Origin of the sequence: Streptomyces sp. NPDC002476, from assembly GCF_042889785.1 — a bacterium.
GTDB lineage: Bacteria > Actinomycetota > Actinomycetes > Streptomycetales > Streptomycetaceae > Streptomyces.
The window spans coordinates 167,622-182,099 of sequence record NZ_JBIARH010000014.1 but is presented as its reverse complement, the minus strand read 5'-3'; the positions used below and the strand labels follow the sequence as shown (position 1 = coordinate 182,099).

14 protein-coding genes and 1 pseudogene are annotated in these 14,478 nt (G+C 71.8%); 11 read left to right on the top strand and 4 right to left on the bottom strand.

Translation table 11 applies throughout. The features are described from left to right. Window positions 1-230: 230 nt before the first annotated feature. The 11 genes and pseudogenes from ACFYXM_RS18690 to ACFYXM_RS18640 form a co-directional block, all read left to right on the top strand. On the top strand, window positions 231-1,148 hold the full coding sequence (locus ACFYXM_RS18690) for an FKBP-type peptidyl-prolyl cis-trans isomerase (RefSeq protein ID WP_389290534.1): 918 nt from the start codon (window positions 231-233) through the stop codon (window positions 1,146-1,148). Window positions 1,149-1,191: 43 nt separating this feature from the next. Continuing rightward, window positions 1,192-1,566 (top strand): FKBP-type peptidyl-prolyl cis-trans isomerase, encoded by a 375-nt coding sequence (locus tag ACFYXM_RS18685; RefSeq protein WP_389290532.1) that lies wholly within the window; start codon window positions 1,192-1,194, stop codon window positions 1,564-1,566. Window positions 1,567-1,679: 113 nt separating this feature from the next. Continuing rightward, window positions 1,680-2,636 carry a helix-turn-helix transcriptional regulator gene (locus ACFYXM_RS18680; protein WP_389290530.1) on the top strand — a complete coding sequence of 319 codons (957 nt, stop codon included), beginning with the start codon at window positions 1,680-1,682 and terminating at the stop codon, window positions 2,634-2,636. Between the two features lie 12 nt (window positions 2,637-2,648). Continuing rightward, window positions 2,649-3,605, top strand: coding sequence for a helix-turn-helix transcriptional regulator (locus ACFYXM_RS18675; protein ID WP_389290528.1), 957 nt, complete (start codon window positions 2,649-2,651; stop codon window positions 3,603-3,605). A gap of 28 nt (window positions 3,606-3,633) precedes the next feature. Continuing rightward, window positions 3,634-3,894, top strand: a complete 261-nt coding sequence (locus ACFYXM_RS18670; protein WP_389290526.1) for a hypothetical protein — start codon at window positions 3,634-3,636, stop codon at window positions 3,892-3,894. A 127-nt stretch (window positions 3,895-4,021) separates the two neighbouring features. After that, window positions 4,022-4,219 carry a hypothetical protein gene (locus tag ACFYXM_RS18665; protein ID WP_351525165.1) on the top strand — a complete coding sequence of 66 codons (198 nt, stop codon included), beginning with the start codon at window positions 4,022-4,024 and terminating at the stop codon, window positions 4,217-4,219. A 481-nt stretch (window positions 4,220-4,700) separates the two neighbouring features. Next, window positions 4,701-4,994 carry a Sec-independent protein translocase subunit TatA gene (gene tatA / locus ACFYXM_RS18660; RefSeq protein ID WP_351524933.1) on the top strand — a complete coding sequence of 98 codons (294 nt, stop codon included), beginning with the start codon at window positions 4,701-4,703 and terminating at the stop codon, window positions 4,992-4,994. A 66-nt stretch (window positions 4,995-5,060) separates the two neighbouring features. Next, window positions 5,061-6,011: a twin-arginine translocase subunit TatC gene (gene tatC / locus ACFYXM_RS18655; protein ID WP_389290524.1), complete on the top strand. Its 951-nt coding sequence runs from the start codon at window positions 5,061-5,063 to the stop codon at window positions 6,009-6,011. A 17-nt stretch (window positions 6,012-6,028) separates the two neighbouring features. After that, window positions 6,029-6,937, top strand: a complete 909-nt coding sequence (locus ACFYXM_RS18650) for a diacylglycerol kinase (RefSeq protein WP_389290522.1) — start codon at window positions 6,029-6,031, stop codon at window positions 6,935-6,937. Window positions 6,938-6,981: 44 nt separating this feature from the next. Then, on the top strand, window positions 6,982-9,816 hold the full coding sequence (locus tag ACFYXM_RS18645; RefSeq protein ID WP_389290520.1) for a DEAD/DEAH box helicase: 2,835 nt from the start codon (window positions 6,982-6,984) through the stop codon (window positions 9,814-9,816). 13 nt (window positions 9,817-9,829) lie between these two features. Further along, window positions 9,830-9,997, top strand: a pseudogene (locus tag ACFYXM_RS18640) (DUF917 domain-containing protein); the annotation flags it as partial. Between the two features lie 197 nt (window positions 9,998-10,194). Here the strand turns inward: ACFYXM_RS18640 and ACFYXM_RS18635 are convergent. The 4 genes from ACFYXM_RS18635 to ACFYXM_RS18620 form a co-directional block, all read right to left on the bottom strand. Then, on the bottom strand, window positions 10,195-10,689 hold the full coding sequence (locus ACFYXM_RS18635; RefSeq protein ID WP_389290518.1) for an SPW repeat protein: 495 nt from the start codon (window positions 10,687-10,689) through the stop codon (window positions 10,195-10,197). 86 nt (window positions 10,690-10,775) lie between these two features. Next, the gene (locus ACFYXM_RS18630) at window positions 10,776-11,801 is read right to left on the bottom strand and encodes an ADP-ribosylglycohydrolase family protein (protein ID WP_389290516.1); all 1,026 of its coding nucleotides are present in this window, start codon (window positions 11,799-11,801) and stop codon (window positions 10,776-10,778) included. Between the two features lie 102 nt (window positions 11,802-11,903). Beyond that, window positions 11,904-13,265: a cryptochrome/photolyase family protein gene (locus ACFYXM_RS18625; RefSeq protein ID WP_389290514.1), complete on the bottom strand. Its 1,362-nt coding sequence runs from the start codon at window positions 13,263-13,265 to the stop codon at window positions 11,904-11,906. 345 nt (window positions 13,266-13,610) lie between these two features. Further along, a complete protein-coding gene (locus ACFYXM_RS18620; RefSeq protein WP_389290512.1) occupies window positions 13,611-14,456 on the bottom strand; it encodes a siderophore-interacting protein in 846 nt (281 codons plus the stop codon). Window positions 14,457-14,478: the final 22 nt, after the last annotated feature.

Genomic DNA, 14,478 nt, shown 5'->3' with positions numbered 1-14,478 from the left:
AGCGGGCTCCCGACGCCCTGCGACTCCGCCTCCCGCGTCGTCGTCGGTCACCGACGCCCCTTCCCCGAGCTCTCAGCTGCTTTCGAGCAGGGGAGACCCCATCCGCCTCCCTCCTCCGCCCTGGAGTCGAAGCCGCATGACGCCGCTCGCCGATCCACTCCCTGTTGTTCCCCAGGTCGTTAGAGTGGCGGGGACCCAACCGACCGTGCCGTCTGAGATCTGAGGAACACGTGCGCCGACTTGCCGGCCTTCTCGTCGCCCCCCTGTTGCTGCTGACAGGGGCCTGTGGCAACGACAATGGCTCCGCTTCCGAGTTCCCCGCGATCACCGCGGGGGCGAAGTTCGGGGAGAAACCCACTCTGTCCAAGGGGTCCGGTAACCCGCCCAAGGAGCTGAAGACGAAGGTCCTCAGCCAGGGCGACGGTCCCGAGGTCAAGAACGGCGAGGCGGTCCAGGTCAACTACCTCGGCCAGTCCTGGGACTCCGACAAGCCCTTCGACAACAGCTTCGACCGCAAGCCGTTCGATCTGACGCTCGGCGCCGGGATGGTCATCCAGGGCTGGGACAAGGGCCTGGTCGGCAAGAAGGTCGGCAGCCGGGTCCAGCTGGTCATCCCGCCGGACCTCGGTTACGGCGCACAGGGCCAGGGCGACATCAAGCCCAACTCCACCCTCGTCTTCGTCGTCGACATCCTGAAGGCGACACAGATCCCGGCATCCGCCAAGGGCACCGTGGTCGCCCAGGACGACGTCGACCTGCCGAAGGTCGGCACCAACACCGACGGCAAGGCCCCGAAGGTCACCATCCCGTCCAAGAGCACCCCGCCGTCGAAGCTGGTCTCCAACTACGTCCTGGAGTCCAAGGGCGAGGTCGTGAAGGACACCGACAGCGTCATCGTGCACTACGTGGGCCTGGTGTGGAAGGACGGCAAGACGTTCGACAGCACGTACGCCACGGGCCGGACACAGACCTTCCCGCTCGCCCAGGTCACCCTGAAGGGCCTCAAGAACGGGCTGGTCGGCAAGAAGATCGGCAGCCGCGTGCTCCTCGTCGTCCCGCCGGACCAGGGATTCGGCGACCAGGCGCAGCAGACCATTCCCGCGAAGTCCACGCTGGTCTTCGCAGTGGACCTGCTGGCGAAGATGTAAGACTGTCCCGGTTGCGCAGTTCATCATCAAGAGGAGCAACTCAGTGAGCATCGAGAAGCCCGAGATCGACTTCCCGGGCGGCGAGCCGCCGGCCGACCTGGAGATCAAGGACATCTGGGAGGGCGACGGCGCGGTGGCCCAGGCGGGCGACACCGTCTCGGTCCACTACGTGGGCGTGGCCTTCTCCACCGGTGAGGAGTTCGACGCCTCCTGGAACCGCGGCACCCCGCTGCGGTTCCAGCTCGGTGCCGGGCAGGTCATCTCCGGCTGGGACCGGGGCGTGCAGGGCATGAAGGTCGGCGGGCGCCGCCAGCTGACCATCCCCGCGCACCTCGCGTACGGCGACCGCGGCGCCGGTGGCGGCCGCATCGCCCCCGGCGAGACGCTGATCTTCGTCTGCGACCTGGTCGCCGTCTGATCCGCGCCCCTACGCGACGAGGGCCCGTGCCGCAAGGCGCGGGCCCTCGCTTTTGTCCCGGAAGCGGGGAGCGGTACGGTCGACGATCGTAGAGCGGAGAAGAAAGGGCGTCGATGGCGATCGCCAAGGCCGAGCGGCTGATGAACCTGGCCCTGTGCCTGCTGGGAACGAGGCGCCCGCTGAGCAAGCGTGAGCTCCGGGGGTCCATCGAGGCGTACTTGGAAGCGGGCTCCGACGATGCCTTCAACCGGATGTTCGAGCGCGACAAGGACGACCTGCGCGAACTCGGTCTGGTCATCGAGACCGTGGAGAACCTGGACGGCGACACCGGGTACCTCGCCCGCCGCGACAGCAACCGCCTCCCCCCGATCACGCTGGACGCCGAGGAGGCCGCCGCGCTCGGGCTGGCCGCGAAGGTCTGGCAGCAGGCACGGCTGGCCGGTGCCGCCAGCGGCGCGCTGCAGAAGCTCCGGGCGGCCGGGATGCCGGAGACCGAGGACACGTACGAGGTGCACAGCGCCCTCGAACCCCGCATCCCCGTGCACGAGGCCGCGTTCGAGCCGCTGATGCTGGCCTGCCGGGACCGCCGCCCGGTGACCTTCGACTACCGCAAGGCCAACGCCGCCCGGCCCGAGACGCGCCACGTCGAGCCGTGGACCCTGGAGTGCTGGCGCGGCCACTGGTACCTGGCTGGCTGGGACCGGGACCGCCGCGCCGAGCGGGTCTTCCGCCTCTCTCGGATCACCGGCAAGGTGCGTTCGCGAGCGGCCGGGACGTTCACCACCGAGGTGCCCGACGTCGTGACCGTCCGCGAGACCGTGGAGAGCTGGGCGGGGGAGACGGCCACCCGGACCGCGCTGATCAGGCTGCGCACCGGCGCCGGATACCCGCTGCGCTCGCGCGCCGTTTCGGTCCGGGAACTCGGCAACGGGTGGGACGAGTTGGAGATTCCGTACGGGCACGGACTGGACGCCTGGCTCGTCGAGTTCGGCCCGGACGTCGTCGTGGAGGAACCCGCGGACCTGCGGGCCGACGTGGTGGAACGGCTGCGCGCCGTGGCCAAGGACTGAAGGGGGCCGTTCATGGCCACGAACGCGATCGACCAGACCCGCCGGATGCTCTCCCTGGTCACCTATCTGCGCGAGCGCCCCGGCGCCCATGTCCAGGACGTCGCCCGCGCCTTCGGGATCACCGAGGACGAGCTGATCTCGGACCTCGACGTGCTGCCCATGTGCGGGACGAGCTTCCGCGGCGGCGACCTGCTGGACATCGACACCGACGGCGAGCGGATCTGGTGGCACAACCCCGACGACGTCGCCGAGCCGCTGCGGCTCGCGGCCGACGAGGCGACGGCGCTCCTGGTCGCCGCCCGCGCCGTGGCCACGCTGCCGGGCCTGCGCGAGAGCGACCGGCAGGCGCTGCTGCGGGCCACCGCGAAGCTGGAGACCGCGGCCGGTGAGGTGGGGGCGGCCAGTTCGCGGCTCTCGGTCACCTTCGAGTCCGAGGGCGGTGTCTTCGCCGAGGTCGACCGGGCGATCTCGGAGCGGCGCCGGCTGTGGCTGCGCTACTACTCGCCCGCGCGCGACGAGCTCACCGAGCGCGAGGTGGACCCGATCCGGCTGTTCGCCGTGGGCCACACGTACATGGAGGCGTGGTGCAGGTCCTCCGAGGACCGGCGCACCTTCCGCCTCGACCGGGTCGCTGCGATCCGGCTGCTGGACGAACCGGCCGCACCGCCGGAGCTCGAACTGCGCGACCTGTCCGAAGCACTGGTCCAGCCCTCGGCCGAGGACCCGGAGGTCGTGGTCGAAGTCGGCCCCGGCGGGCGGTGGGTCGCCGAGTACTACCCGCACGACACCGCCCGGGAACTCCCGGACGGCGGGCTGCGGATCGCCCTGCGCACCCCCGACCCGGCCTCGCTGCGCAGGCTCGCGCTGCGGCTCGGCGGAGAGGGGCGCATCGTCTCCCCGCCGGAGCTGGCGCGGAGTGCCCAGGAGGCGGCCCGTGCCGCACTCGCCGCCTATGACGCCCCGGTCTGACCGGACATTCGAGGGAGATGTGAGCGATATGTCTGCGATGTCAGGTGTGCCGACCGTGGTGATCCCGGACTCCGTGCGCTTCAGAGCGGCCTGTCCGGACTGCCGGGAGCGGTTCGAGCTGACGGCCGGGGCGATCCGGCTCGCCGTGGGCGCCAGCCGCCGCACCACGTTCTACTCCTTCACCTGCCCGGAATGCGGCTCGGCCGTCCGTAAGCCCGCGGGGGAGCGGATAGTCGAGCTCCTCACCCACGGCGGGGTACGGACGCTGCGCCTCCACAGCAGTCTCTAGTGCCCCTCCCGGCGCCGGCCGCCCCGGGGCTCAGGTTCCCTCCGCGTTCCATGTCCACCACCCGTCACCGGCCACCCGCCGCCGTCCTCGGAATTCTCCGAGGCCCCGACACATCGAGGATCCCCGCATGTTCTGGCCCATGCTCGCCATCGCCCTGGGCTTTCTCGGGATCGCCGTTCTGGGCGTGCTGGCCGTCAGGGTCTTCATCGAGGTCCAGCGTCTGGGGCGCCAGGTGACGCTGACCACTCAGCGCATCAACCGTGCCGCGGAGGACCTTGAACGGGCCGCGACGGACCTCGCCGCCACGGGCGAGGCGTTGCGCTAGGGCGTGTTGCGAACGTCCCGTCCGGCCCGCGACGCCTGGCACGGCACCTCGCCACGTTGTCGGGATCGTCCGCGTACGTCCAGCGCGAGGGCGACCCTCCGCCTTGCGACGCACCGCACCGGACGCCGCGGGCCCCGCCCTTCGGGCGGACGACGCTCCTTTCGAAACACGCCCTGGCCGGGCTCCCCCGCAGACGTACACCTCCGGGCGACAGGAGCACAGCAGCCGCGGCCCCACGCGTTCGTGTGAGGCTGTGACCAGGGCCGGTCGGTCGTCCAGAGCGCGGCCTCCTGTTTCCCGGAGTCGGGGGGGTACGCTGCTCGAGCGGCTCGCAGAGCGAGGCGTGGGCCGTCACCGCGGGGACGCACGGGTATTGCCCCGTGTTCACTCCCGCGGGATACGATCGCTGACAGTACGACGATCGGACGCCCGTTGTTCGATCCGCCCCACCCCGGCTGCCTCGGTGAGAAGGTACACGCTTATGTTCGGAAAAATCGGCGCTCCCGAGATCATCCTGATCCTCGTCGTCATCGTTCTGCTGTTCGGCGCGAAGAAGCTTCCTGACATGGCTCGCTCGCTCGGCAAGTCCGCCCGCATCCTGAAGAGCGAGGCCAAGGCGATGAAGTCCGAGAGCGGCCCGTCGGCCACTCCGGCCGAGCCGGCGGCCAACGACCAGGCCCAGGACCAGGCCGCCCCGCGTACCATCAAGGCCGCGCCGGGTGACGTGACCAGCTCCCGCCCGGTCGCCGAGCCGACCGACTCGACCAAGCGCTGACAGTAACGGGCCGACGCAGGCGCCGGGGATTCGGTGACGGCCTGCTGCACGAGATGAGGACGTGGGTTGCTCAAGTCTTCCCGCAAGCAGGAGAGGGACCCAGAGGGCCGCATGCCCCTGGTGGAGCACCTGCGAGAGCTGCGTAACCGGTTGGCGAAGGGGCTGCTGGGGATCGTCGTCGTCACGATCGTCGCCGCCTTCTTCTACAAGGGGATCATCGAGTTCTTCACCAACCCGGTACTGAAGGCAGTCGGTTGCGAGTCGAGCTTCGCCGAACTCGCCAAGAGGGAGGACGGCACCTGCGCGCGCATCGTCCTGAACGGTCTGCTCACCCCGTTCACCCTGGCCCTCAAGGTCTCCCTGATGGCGGGCATCGTCGTCTCCTCGCCGATCTGGTTGTACCAGCTGTGGGCCTTCGTCGCGCCCGGGCTGCACAGGCACGAGAAGAAGTACTCCCTCGCCTTCGTGGGCGCGGGCTTCCCGCTGTTCCTCGCCGGCGGCTTCTTCGCGTACAAGACCCTGCCCACGATGGCGCGGGTGCTCCTGGACTTCTCACCGGCCGATCTCGACAACCAGCTGCCGCTGGACGAACTGCTGGATCTGATCACGCGCATGGTCGTGGTCTTCGGGCTCGCCTTCGAACTGCCCCTGCTGCTCGTGATGCTCAACTTCGGCGGGGTCCTCACCGGCAAGCGGATGCTCGGCTGGTGGCGGGGCATGATCATGGGGATCACGGTCTTCGCGGCGGTGGCCACTCCCAGCACCGACCCGGTCAGCATGCTGCTGCTCGCCGGACCGATCTGGGTCCTGTACTTCCTGGCCACGGGGATCTCCCTCGTCAACGACCGGCGCAAGGCGCAGCGCGAGGCGGCGGGCCCGGGCGACGACGAGGCGTCGGAGCTGGACCTCACCCCTGCGGACATCGGAGAGGTCGAACCGGTCCGGTCCCGCGGCGCCCTGCCGCACCAGACGAGCTCGGACCGTGACCGGGTGAACGGTTACGACGACATCACCTGACCTGTAGGGTCCCCCGGGTGACCAGCGAGATCACCCTTTTCGTCAATCCCACCGCGGGACGCGGCCGGGGCGCGCGTGCCGCGCAGCCGGCCGCTTCCGCGTTGCGGGACGCGGGATTCTCCGTGCGCACCGTCCTCGGCGAGCATGCCGACGACGCCCTGCGACGGGCCCGCGAGGCCGTCGCGGGGGGCACCGGCGCACTGATCGCCGTCGGCGGGGACGGCATGATGTCCCTCGCCCTCCAGGCCGTCGCCGGGACGACGACCCCGCTCGGCGTCGTCGCCGTGGGCACCGGGAACGACTTCGCCCGCGCGCTGGGGGTGCCGGTCGTGGACCCGGCCGGCGCCGGACGGCTGGCCGCCGAGGCGCTCAAGGGCGGCGGCGTCCGCGAGATCGACCTCGGCAGGGTCGGGGACCGGTGGTTCGGGTCCGTGCTCGCCTCCGGCTTCGACTCCCGGGTCAACGACCGCGGCAACCGAATGCGTTTCGTGGGCGGGCGGTTCAAGTACGACCTCGCGATCCTCGCCGAACTCGCCGCGTTCCGGCCCGTCCCGTACCGGCTGCGGCTGGACGGCGGGCCGGTGCGGGAGATCGAGGCGACGCTCGTCGCCGTCGGCAACGGGACGTCGTACGGCGGCGGCATGCGGATGTGCGCCGACGCCGTCATGGACGACGGGCTCTTCGACGTGGTCGTGGTCGGGAACTGCAGCCGCGCCGCGCTCCTGAGGGTCTTCCCCCGGGTCTACCGGGGAACGCATCTCGGCCACCCCGCGGTGACCGTGCACCGGGCCTCCTCGGTCGAACTGTCCGCGGCCGGTGTCACCGCGTACGCGGACGGTGAACCGCTGGGGGCGCTGCCGCTCACCGCGACGTGCGTACCGGGCGCGGTCACGGTGCTCGCGCCCGGTTCTCCCGGCGTACTTTAAAGATCGAGCCGCTGTCACAGGCGGCGGGTACGCTCGTAGGCAAGATGACAGAGGACCTCTCACCCGCTGAGCGATACCAGGCTTCTCGGATCCGTGCCGCCGAGCTGGCCACCGCACTCGCACCCTTCCGGGAGCTGTACGAATTCGAGCTGGACCCCTACCAGATCGAGGCATGCGAGGCACTGGAGGCCGGAAAGGGCGTGCTCGTCGCCGCCCCGACCGGCTCGGGCAAGACGATCGTCGGTGAGTTCGCCGTGCACCTCGCCCTCCAGCAGGGGCGCAAGTGCTTCTACACCACCCCGATCAAGGCCCTCTCCAACCAGAAGTTCGCCGATCTGGTCAAACGCTACGGACCGGACAAGGTCGGCCTGCTGACCGGTGACAACAGCGTCAACGGCGACGCCCCCGTGGTCGTCATGACCACCGAGGTCCTGCGGAACATGCTGTACGCGGGCTCGCAGGCGCTGCGCGGCCTCGGCTACGTGGTCATGGACGAGGTGCACTACCTCTCCGACCGGTTCCGGGGCGCCGTCTGGGAGGAAGTGATCATCCACCTCCCGGAGTCCGTGACGCTCGTGTCGCTCTCGGCGACCGTGTCCAACGCGGAGGAGTTCGGCGACTGGCTGGACACCGTCCGCGGCGACACCGAGGTCATCGTCGCCGAGCACCGTCCGGTGCCGCTCTGGCAGCACGTGCTCGCGGGCCGCCGGATGTACGACCTCTTCGAGGAGGAGAGCGACCACGGCGGACGCGGTACCGCACGCCGCGAGGTCAACCCCGACCTCACTCGGCTCGCCCGGATGGAGAACCAGCGGACGTACAACCCCCGCGACCGCCGCCGGGGCAAGATGGTCCGCGAGGCGGACCGGGAGCGCGAGCGCCGCCAGCGCGGCCGGATCTGGACCCCGGCCAGGCCCGAGGTCATCGACCGGCTGGACGCCGAGGGGCTGCTCCCGGCCATCACGTTCATCTTCAGCCGGGCGGGCTGCGAGGCGGCGGTGCAGCAGTGTCTGCACGCCGGACTGCGGCTCAACGACGAGGCGGGGCGCCGCCTGGTCCGCGAGATCGTCGAGGAGCGGACCGCGTCCATCCCCGGCGAGGACCTCCACGTCCTGGGCTACTACGAGTGGCTCGAAGGGCTGGAGCGGGGCATCGCCGCGCATCACGCCGGCATGCTGCCCACGTTCAAGGAGGTTGTCGAGGAGCTGTTCGTGCGCGGTCTCGTCAAGGCGGTCTTCGCGACCGAGACCCTCGCCCTCGGCATCAACATGCCCGCGCGCTCGGTCGTGCTGGAGAAGCTCGTCAAGTGGAACGGCGAGCAGCACGCCGATGTCACGCCCGGCGAGTACACCCAGCTGACCGGGCGGGCCGGCCGCCGCGGCATCGACGTCGAGGGTCACGCCGTGGTCCTGTGGCAGCGCGGCATGGACCCGGTACAGCTGGCCGGGCTCGCTGGCACCCGCACCTACCCCCTGCGGTCCAGCTTCCGGCCCTCGTACAACATGGCCGTCAACCTGGTGCACCAGTACGGGCGGCACCGCTCGCGCGAGCTGCTGGAGACCTCCTTCGCGCAGTTCCAGGCCGACCGGTCCGTGGTCGGGATCTCCCGGCAGGTCCAGCGCAACGAGGAGGGGCTCGCGGGCTACCGCGAGGGCATGACCTGCCACCTCGGCGACTTCGAGGAGTACGCGCGGCTGCGCCGCGACCTCAAGGAGCGGGAGAACGAACTGGCCAAGCGGGGCGCCACCCAGCGACGGGCCGAGGCGGCGGCCTCCCTGGAGAAGCTGCGGCCCGGCGACGTCATCCACGTGCCCACCGGCAAGTTCGCCGGGCTGGCGCTGGTCCTCGACCCCGGTCTGCCGGCCGGCCGGGCCAACGGCCACGGGCACCGCGGTCTCGAATACCACGACGGGCCGCGGCCGTTGGTGCTGACCGTCGAACGGCAGGTGAAGCGGCTCGCCTCCATCGACTTCCCGGTTCCGGTGCAGGTGCTGGAACGGATGCGGGTGCCGAAGTCGTTCAATGCGCGCTCGCCGCAGTCGCGCCGCGACCTGGCCTCCGCCCTCCGGACGAAGGCCGGGCACATCGTGCCGGAGCGGCACCGCAAGGGACGGTCCCCGGCCGCCGACGACCGGGAGATAGCCCGGCTGCGGGCGGCCCTGCGCGCCCACCCCTGCCACGGGTGCGACGAGCGCGAGGACCACGCCCGGTGGGCCGAGCGCTACCACCGACTGCGGCGCGACACCAAGCAGTTGGAACGCCGCATCGAGGGCCGGACGAACACGATCGCCCGGACCTTCGACCGCATCGTCGCGCTGCTCACCGAGCTCGACTACCTGCGGAGCGACGAGGTCACCGAGCACGGGCGGCGGCTCGCCCGCCTCTACGGGGAACTGGACCTGCTGGCCAGCGAATGCCTGCGGGACGGCGTGTGGGAGGGCTTGAACCCCGCCGAACTCGCGGCCTGTGTCTCGGCGTTGGTGTACGAGGCGCGGCAGGCCGATGACGCGGTGGCGCCCAAGCTGCCGTCGGGGCCCGCGCGGGCCGCGATGGGGGAGATGGTCCGGATCTGGGGCCGGCTCGATGCCCTGGAGGAGGAATTCAAGATCAATCAGGCGGAGGGGGTCGGGCAGCGCGAGCCCGATCTGGGCTTCGCCTGGGCCGTCTACATGTGGGCGTCGGGACGCACGCTGGACGAGGTGCTGAACGAGGCGGAGATGCCCGCGGGGGACTTCGTCCGGTGGTGCAAGCAGGTGATCGACGTGCTGGGCCAGATCGAGGCCGCGGCGCCCCGGGACGGCAGTACGGTCGCGCGCAACGCGCGCAAGGCGGTGGACGCGGTGCTGCGCGGGGTGGTCGCCTACAGCTCCCTGGGGTGACCCGGGGTCCGGGATGGGCGCCCGGACGGTGCTGCTGGAACGCGTCCCGGCCGGGGCGGGTGGCCGCTCTGCGCGCCCTGGAGAAGCACATCGGCCGCCGCGCCACCACATCGCGCCGATCGAGGTCGGCGGCGTCAACTCGATGCTGTCCGTTGCCTGCGCCGCCGAGGCGGGACTTCCGCTGGTCGACGGGGCCGCCTACTTCGGGTACGACGTGGACTACCTGCCGTTCCGCCGGGACTGCCCCGCGCGACGGTTGCGGGGCGGGCCGAATCACGCGGCGGGCTCCGGGACCGGTCGGTGGCACGGGTCCGGTCGCGGTCGGCCGGTCCGCGGGAGGCGGACCGGCCGACCGCCGGTTCGGGCAGAGTCCCTTGCTCAGGCCGGACGGTCGGCTCGGGCGGACTGGTCGACCCGGGCCGCTCGCCTGCCGGTCGTGTGCTTGCCGGCCTTCATCGACGCGGCCGCGCAGACCAGCCCGAGCAGCAGGGTCAGCGCGCCGATGATGACGTTGTTCAGGATCACCCCGAGGCTCGGGGCGCTGCCGACGACCCAGGTCGAGATGATCATCCAGATGCCCATGGCGCAGATGGCCCAGCTCAGGCCGTACATCCGCTCCGGCATGGCGGTGAACCCCAGACCCAGTGCCGCGATCGCGATACCCATGATCAGGTTGTGCGTCGACAGTCTGGGCTGGGTCCCCAGGAAATTGACCACCCAGGGCGAGATGGCGCAGTAGAGACCGACGAGGAACACCGGTGCGTCCACGAGCGCCACGTCCCGCCCGCCCATCACGCGGGCGTAGCGGTCGCGCATTTCGGAAACATCGGGGTGACCGGCCATGTCACGGCCGGCGTGCGAGAGGTTCGACATGGGGTTCGTCTCCTTCGCTTCTGCAGACCTGGCCGCCTCTTCCGAGCGATAGCGGCCTGCTCTGCCATTCTGCTCTTATATGCCCCTTATGTGTAGTTCTGGGGTGTGTGGGCATCCGGAGAAGCGGAACGCTTACTGGGCGACCGGCCGTCCAGCCGCTGCGCCAGGGCGCCCAGGTGGGCCGTTCGCAGCACCCGGTTCCCGAACCCCGGAAGCGGAACGTGCAGCGGTCCGGTCCAGCGCGCCGGAATCGCGGCGTACCCGTACACGGCACCCGCCAGCGCGCCGGTCACGGCAGCGACCGTGTTCGTGTCCCCGCCCACGTCGACCGCGGCGGACAGCGCCTCCTCGAACGTACGCGTGGTGCGCAGCGCCCACAGCGCGGTGCCCAGGCACGGCCACACCGCCCCGTTGAACTCCGTCGCCGCGCCCGGGTGCCAGCCGGGTGCGAGAACGGTCGCCCACCGCTCGCGGTGATCGCCGTGCACGCGGTCGAGCGTGTCCGGAACGGCGGTGAGCGGATCGTCGCCGTTCAGCGCCACCCGGACGAGTTCGTGCAGAACGGCGGTGCCCTCCCAGGCGGCCCGGTCGCCGTGGGTGAGCGCGGCGATCCGGCGGGCGGCGTCCATCGTCGCCGTCCGCCCCGCACGCGCGAAGTACACCGCCGACGTGGCGGCCCGCATCAGCGAACCGTTGCCCGCGGCACGCCCCTCGGCCTGGAAGTGCAGAGCCGCCGCGAGGTCCCAGGGGTCGCCGCTCATCAGTACGGCCTCGGTCTGCAGGCCGATGTCCTTCGGCCCGGCGTCCGCCCAGCGGCGGAACCGGTCGAAGAGGTCGGCCGGATCGAAGCCGCCCCGCTCCAGCAGGGACTCGGCGACCAGCACGGCCATCTGTGTGTCGTCCGTGGCCTCGCCCGGCTCCCAGCCGCCGCCCCCGCACATCGTGCCGACGCCGTCGGGGAAACGCGCCGCGTACGCGCCGGCGGGGCCGAACTCGAACGGCGCGCCCAGGGCGTCGCCGACCGCCGAGCCGACCACCGCCCCCGCGACCCGGTCCGGCCGGTCCGGGGCCACCGGCCGCCTCGGCCGCTCCCGTCGGTTCCATGAGGTCATGGGCGGAGCGTACGGGGACCGGCCTCCTCACGCGCGCACTTTCCCCCAGCGGTCCCGGTCGCGAGTACGGGGGCGGCGATCCGCTCCGGTGCCGGCCGGCGCTCAACGCAGGCCGCGGGCCCGTTCGAAGCGGGTGCGCGCCTCGCCGAGGTCCACGATCGGCTCCGGGTAGTCCGGAGCCGCCTCCCGGGCGGCCGGTTTCCACGGCTCGTGGACGGCGCCGCCCGTCAGCCCGGCCAGCTCCGGGACCCAGCGGCGCACGTAGTCGCCCCGAGGATCGAACCGCTTTCCCTGGACCACCGGATTGAAGACACGGTTCGGCCGGGTGTCCGTGCCCGTGCCGGCCACCCACTGCCAGTTCAGCTGATTGTTCGCCAGATCGCCGTCGACCAGCAGGTCCAGGAAGTGCGCGGCGCCGACCCGCCAGTCCACGTACAGTGTCTTGGCCAGAAAGCTCGCCGTCAGCAGGCGCGCCCGGTTGTGCATCCAGCCCTCGTGCGCCAGTTGCCGCATCCCCGCGTCCACGAGCGGGTAACCGGTGCGCCCGGCCCGCCAGGCGGCGGCCCCGTCCTCGTCCGCACGCCAGCGGTCGCCGCGCGGGCGGTAGTCGTCGTGCGCGGCACCGGGGCGGGCGGCGAGCACCTGGTGGTGGAAGTCCCGCCAGGCCAGCTGCCGTACGAACGCCTCGGCGCCGATGCCGCCGCGTCGCCGCGCCCGCTGGACCGCCTCGGCCGCGGAGAGGCAGCCGAAGTGGAGGTAGGGGGAGAGATGTGACGTCGCGTCGGCGGACAGATCGTCATGACGGCTCCCGTAGGCGTCCATCGGACCGTTCACCCAGGCGGACAGCAGTCGGCGTGCCACCGATTCGCCGCCGGTGGCGAGTCCGGGCGACACCCCGGTCACCTCCTTCCGCTGCGGCAACGGCTCGCCCCGCACTTCCTCCGGCACCCGCACCGCGTGGGGAGCGGCCAGTACACCTCGTACCCCCGTCGCCTCCCAGCGGCGGAAGTAGGGCGTGAACACCGCGAAATGGTCCCGGCCCGCCGGAACGACCCGGCCCGGCGGGAGCGCGGTGACCACCGCGTCATGGACGTGCAGCGCGCAGCCGGCCGGCGCCAGCGCGGTCCGCAATCGCTCCTCGCGGCGCAGCGCGTAGCCGCTGACGCCCGCCGCGACGTGCAGCTCGCGCGCTCCGGTCGCCACGACCACGGCACGGGCGGCCGCCACCGCGTCGCCGCTCCGGACGACCAGTCGGCCGCCGCGGCGGCGCAGGCCCCCGTCGAGGTCGTGGAGGCAGTCCGCGAGGAACGCCCGGCGGTTGGGGGCGTCGAAACCGGCCTGCCGGATCCCGTCGTCACGCACGAACAGCGGGACGACTTCGTCCGCGTCGCGCACGGCCGCCCGCAGCACCGGGTTGTCGTGCAGCCGCAGGTCGGAGGTGAGGAGTGCCACGGACACCGGCATGGGGCGTACGCCTTTCCGTCGTCGTTCGCACGCCCGGGAGGCCGGGGAACGCGGGTCCGGAAGGCCGTGCTGCGGGGAACCGGGGCCGAGGCGCGCGGGTCCGGAGGCCGATGGCGCGGGCCCGGAACGGTGCGGCAGCGGGGCCGGGGCGCGACGGTCCGGGGGGTGACGCTCCGGGGCCGGGCGTGCGCGAGATCCTTCCACGTGGCCGGGCCGGGCGCCCGTCGGCCGCCCGGAGCGTCCCCCTCACGGCCGTACCGGCGCAGGTCCGTTCGACGCGGGGCCGCCGCGCTCACCCCGGAAACGCGTGTGCCCCCGGCCGGGGGCACACGGGAGCGGGCGGTCTCATGCCGCCGCGCTCTCCTGTTCGCGCTCCACCTGGGCGTTCCACTCGCGCTTGACCGCGCGCCAGGCGTCGTCGTTCTGGCCGAGCCGCCAGTACCCGGAGATCGACAGCCGGGAGAGCGGGATCCCGCGTTCCAGGCGCAGATGGCGGCGGATCTCCTTCACGAAGCCCGCCTCGCCGTGGATGAACGCCTGGACGTCGCCCTGCGGGAACTCCAGCTCCGCGACGGCGGCGACCAGAGCTTTGCCGACATGGCCCTCCCCGCGGTGCAGCCAGGTCACCTCGACCCCGTCCGGCGTCACGATCTTCTGCTCCTCGGAGGCGTCCGCCACCTCCACGAAGGCGTGCACCACCGCGCCCGCCGGCATCCGCTCCAGGGAGGCGGCGATGGCAGGGAGGGCGCTCTCGTCGCCCGCCAGGAGGTGCCAGTCGGCCGCGGCCTCCGGGACGTAGGCCCCACCGGGCCCGAGCATCGTCACCTGCTGGCCCGGGACCGCGCGCAGCGCCCAGGGCCCGGCGAGGCCCTCGTCGCCGTGGACCACGAAGTCGACGGCCAGCTCCCGGGCGGCCGGATCCCAGGAACGCACGGTGTAGGTGCGCGACGAGGGCCACAGCTCCCGGGGCTGCTCCTCGCGGATGCGGGCCATGTCGAACGGGTGCGGGTAGTCCGCGCCCTCGGGCGCGAAGCAGATCTTGACGTAGTGGTCGGTGAACCCGGCGAGTTCGAAGTCGGCGAGCCCGTCGCCGCCGAACACGACGCGCACCATGTGCGGGGTGATCCGCTCGGTGCGCAGGACCTCGGCCCGCTGCGCCTTGGGTGCCTGCCGTGCCGGTCGCTCTGCCACGAGGTTCTCCCCTGATCCGATT

Excerpts from the sequence above, each read along its gene's own strand:
- ACFYXM_RS18675 (WP_389290528.1), top strand. The coding sequence starts at position 2,649 with ATGGCCACGAACGCGATCGACCAGACCCGCCGGATGCTCTCCCTGGTC.
- ACFYXM_RS18680 (WP_389290530.1), top strand. The coding sequence starts at position 1,680 with ATGGCGATCGCCAAGGCCGAGCGGCTGATGAACCTGGCCCTGTGCCTG.
- tatA (WP_351524933.1), top strand. The coding sequence starts at position 4,701 with ATGTTCGGAAAAATCGGCGCTCCCGAGATCATCCTGATCCTCGTCGTC.
- ACFYXM_RS18665 (WP_351525165.1), top strand. The coding sequence starts at position 4,022 with ATGTTCTGGCCCATGCTCGCCATCGCCCTGGGCTTTCTCGGGATCGCC.
- ACFYXM_RS18645 (WP_389290520.1), top strand. The coding sequence starts at position 6,982 with ATGACAGAGGACCTCTCACCCGCTGAGCGATACCAGGCTTCTCGGATC.
- ACFYXM_RS18630 (WP_389290516.1), bottom strand. The coding sequence starts at position 11,801 with ATGACCTCATGGAACCGACGGGAGCGGCCGAGGCGGCCGGTGGCCCCG.
- ACFYXM_RS18625 (WP_389290514.1), bottom strand. The coding sequence starts at position 13,265 with ATGCCGGTGTCCGTGGCACTCCTCACCTCCGACCTGCGGCTGCACGAC.
- ACFYXM_RS18635 (WP_389290518.1), bottom strand. The coding sequence starts at position 10,689 with ATGTCGAACCTCTCGCACGCCGGCCGTGACATGGCCGGTCACCCCGAT.
- ACFYXM_RS18670 (WP_389290526.1), top strand. The coding sequence starts at position 3,634 with ATGTCTGCGATGTCAGGTGTGCCGACCGTGGTGATCCCGGACTCCGTG.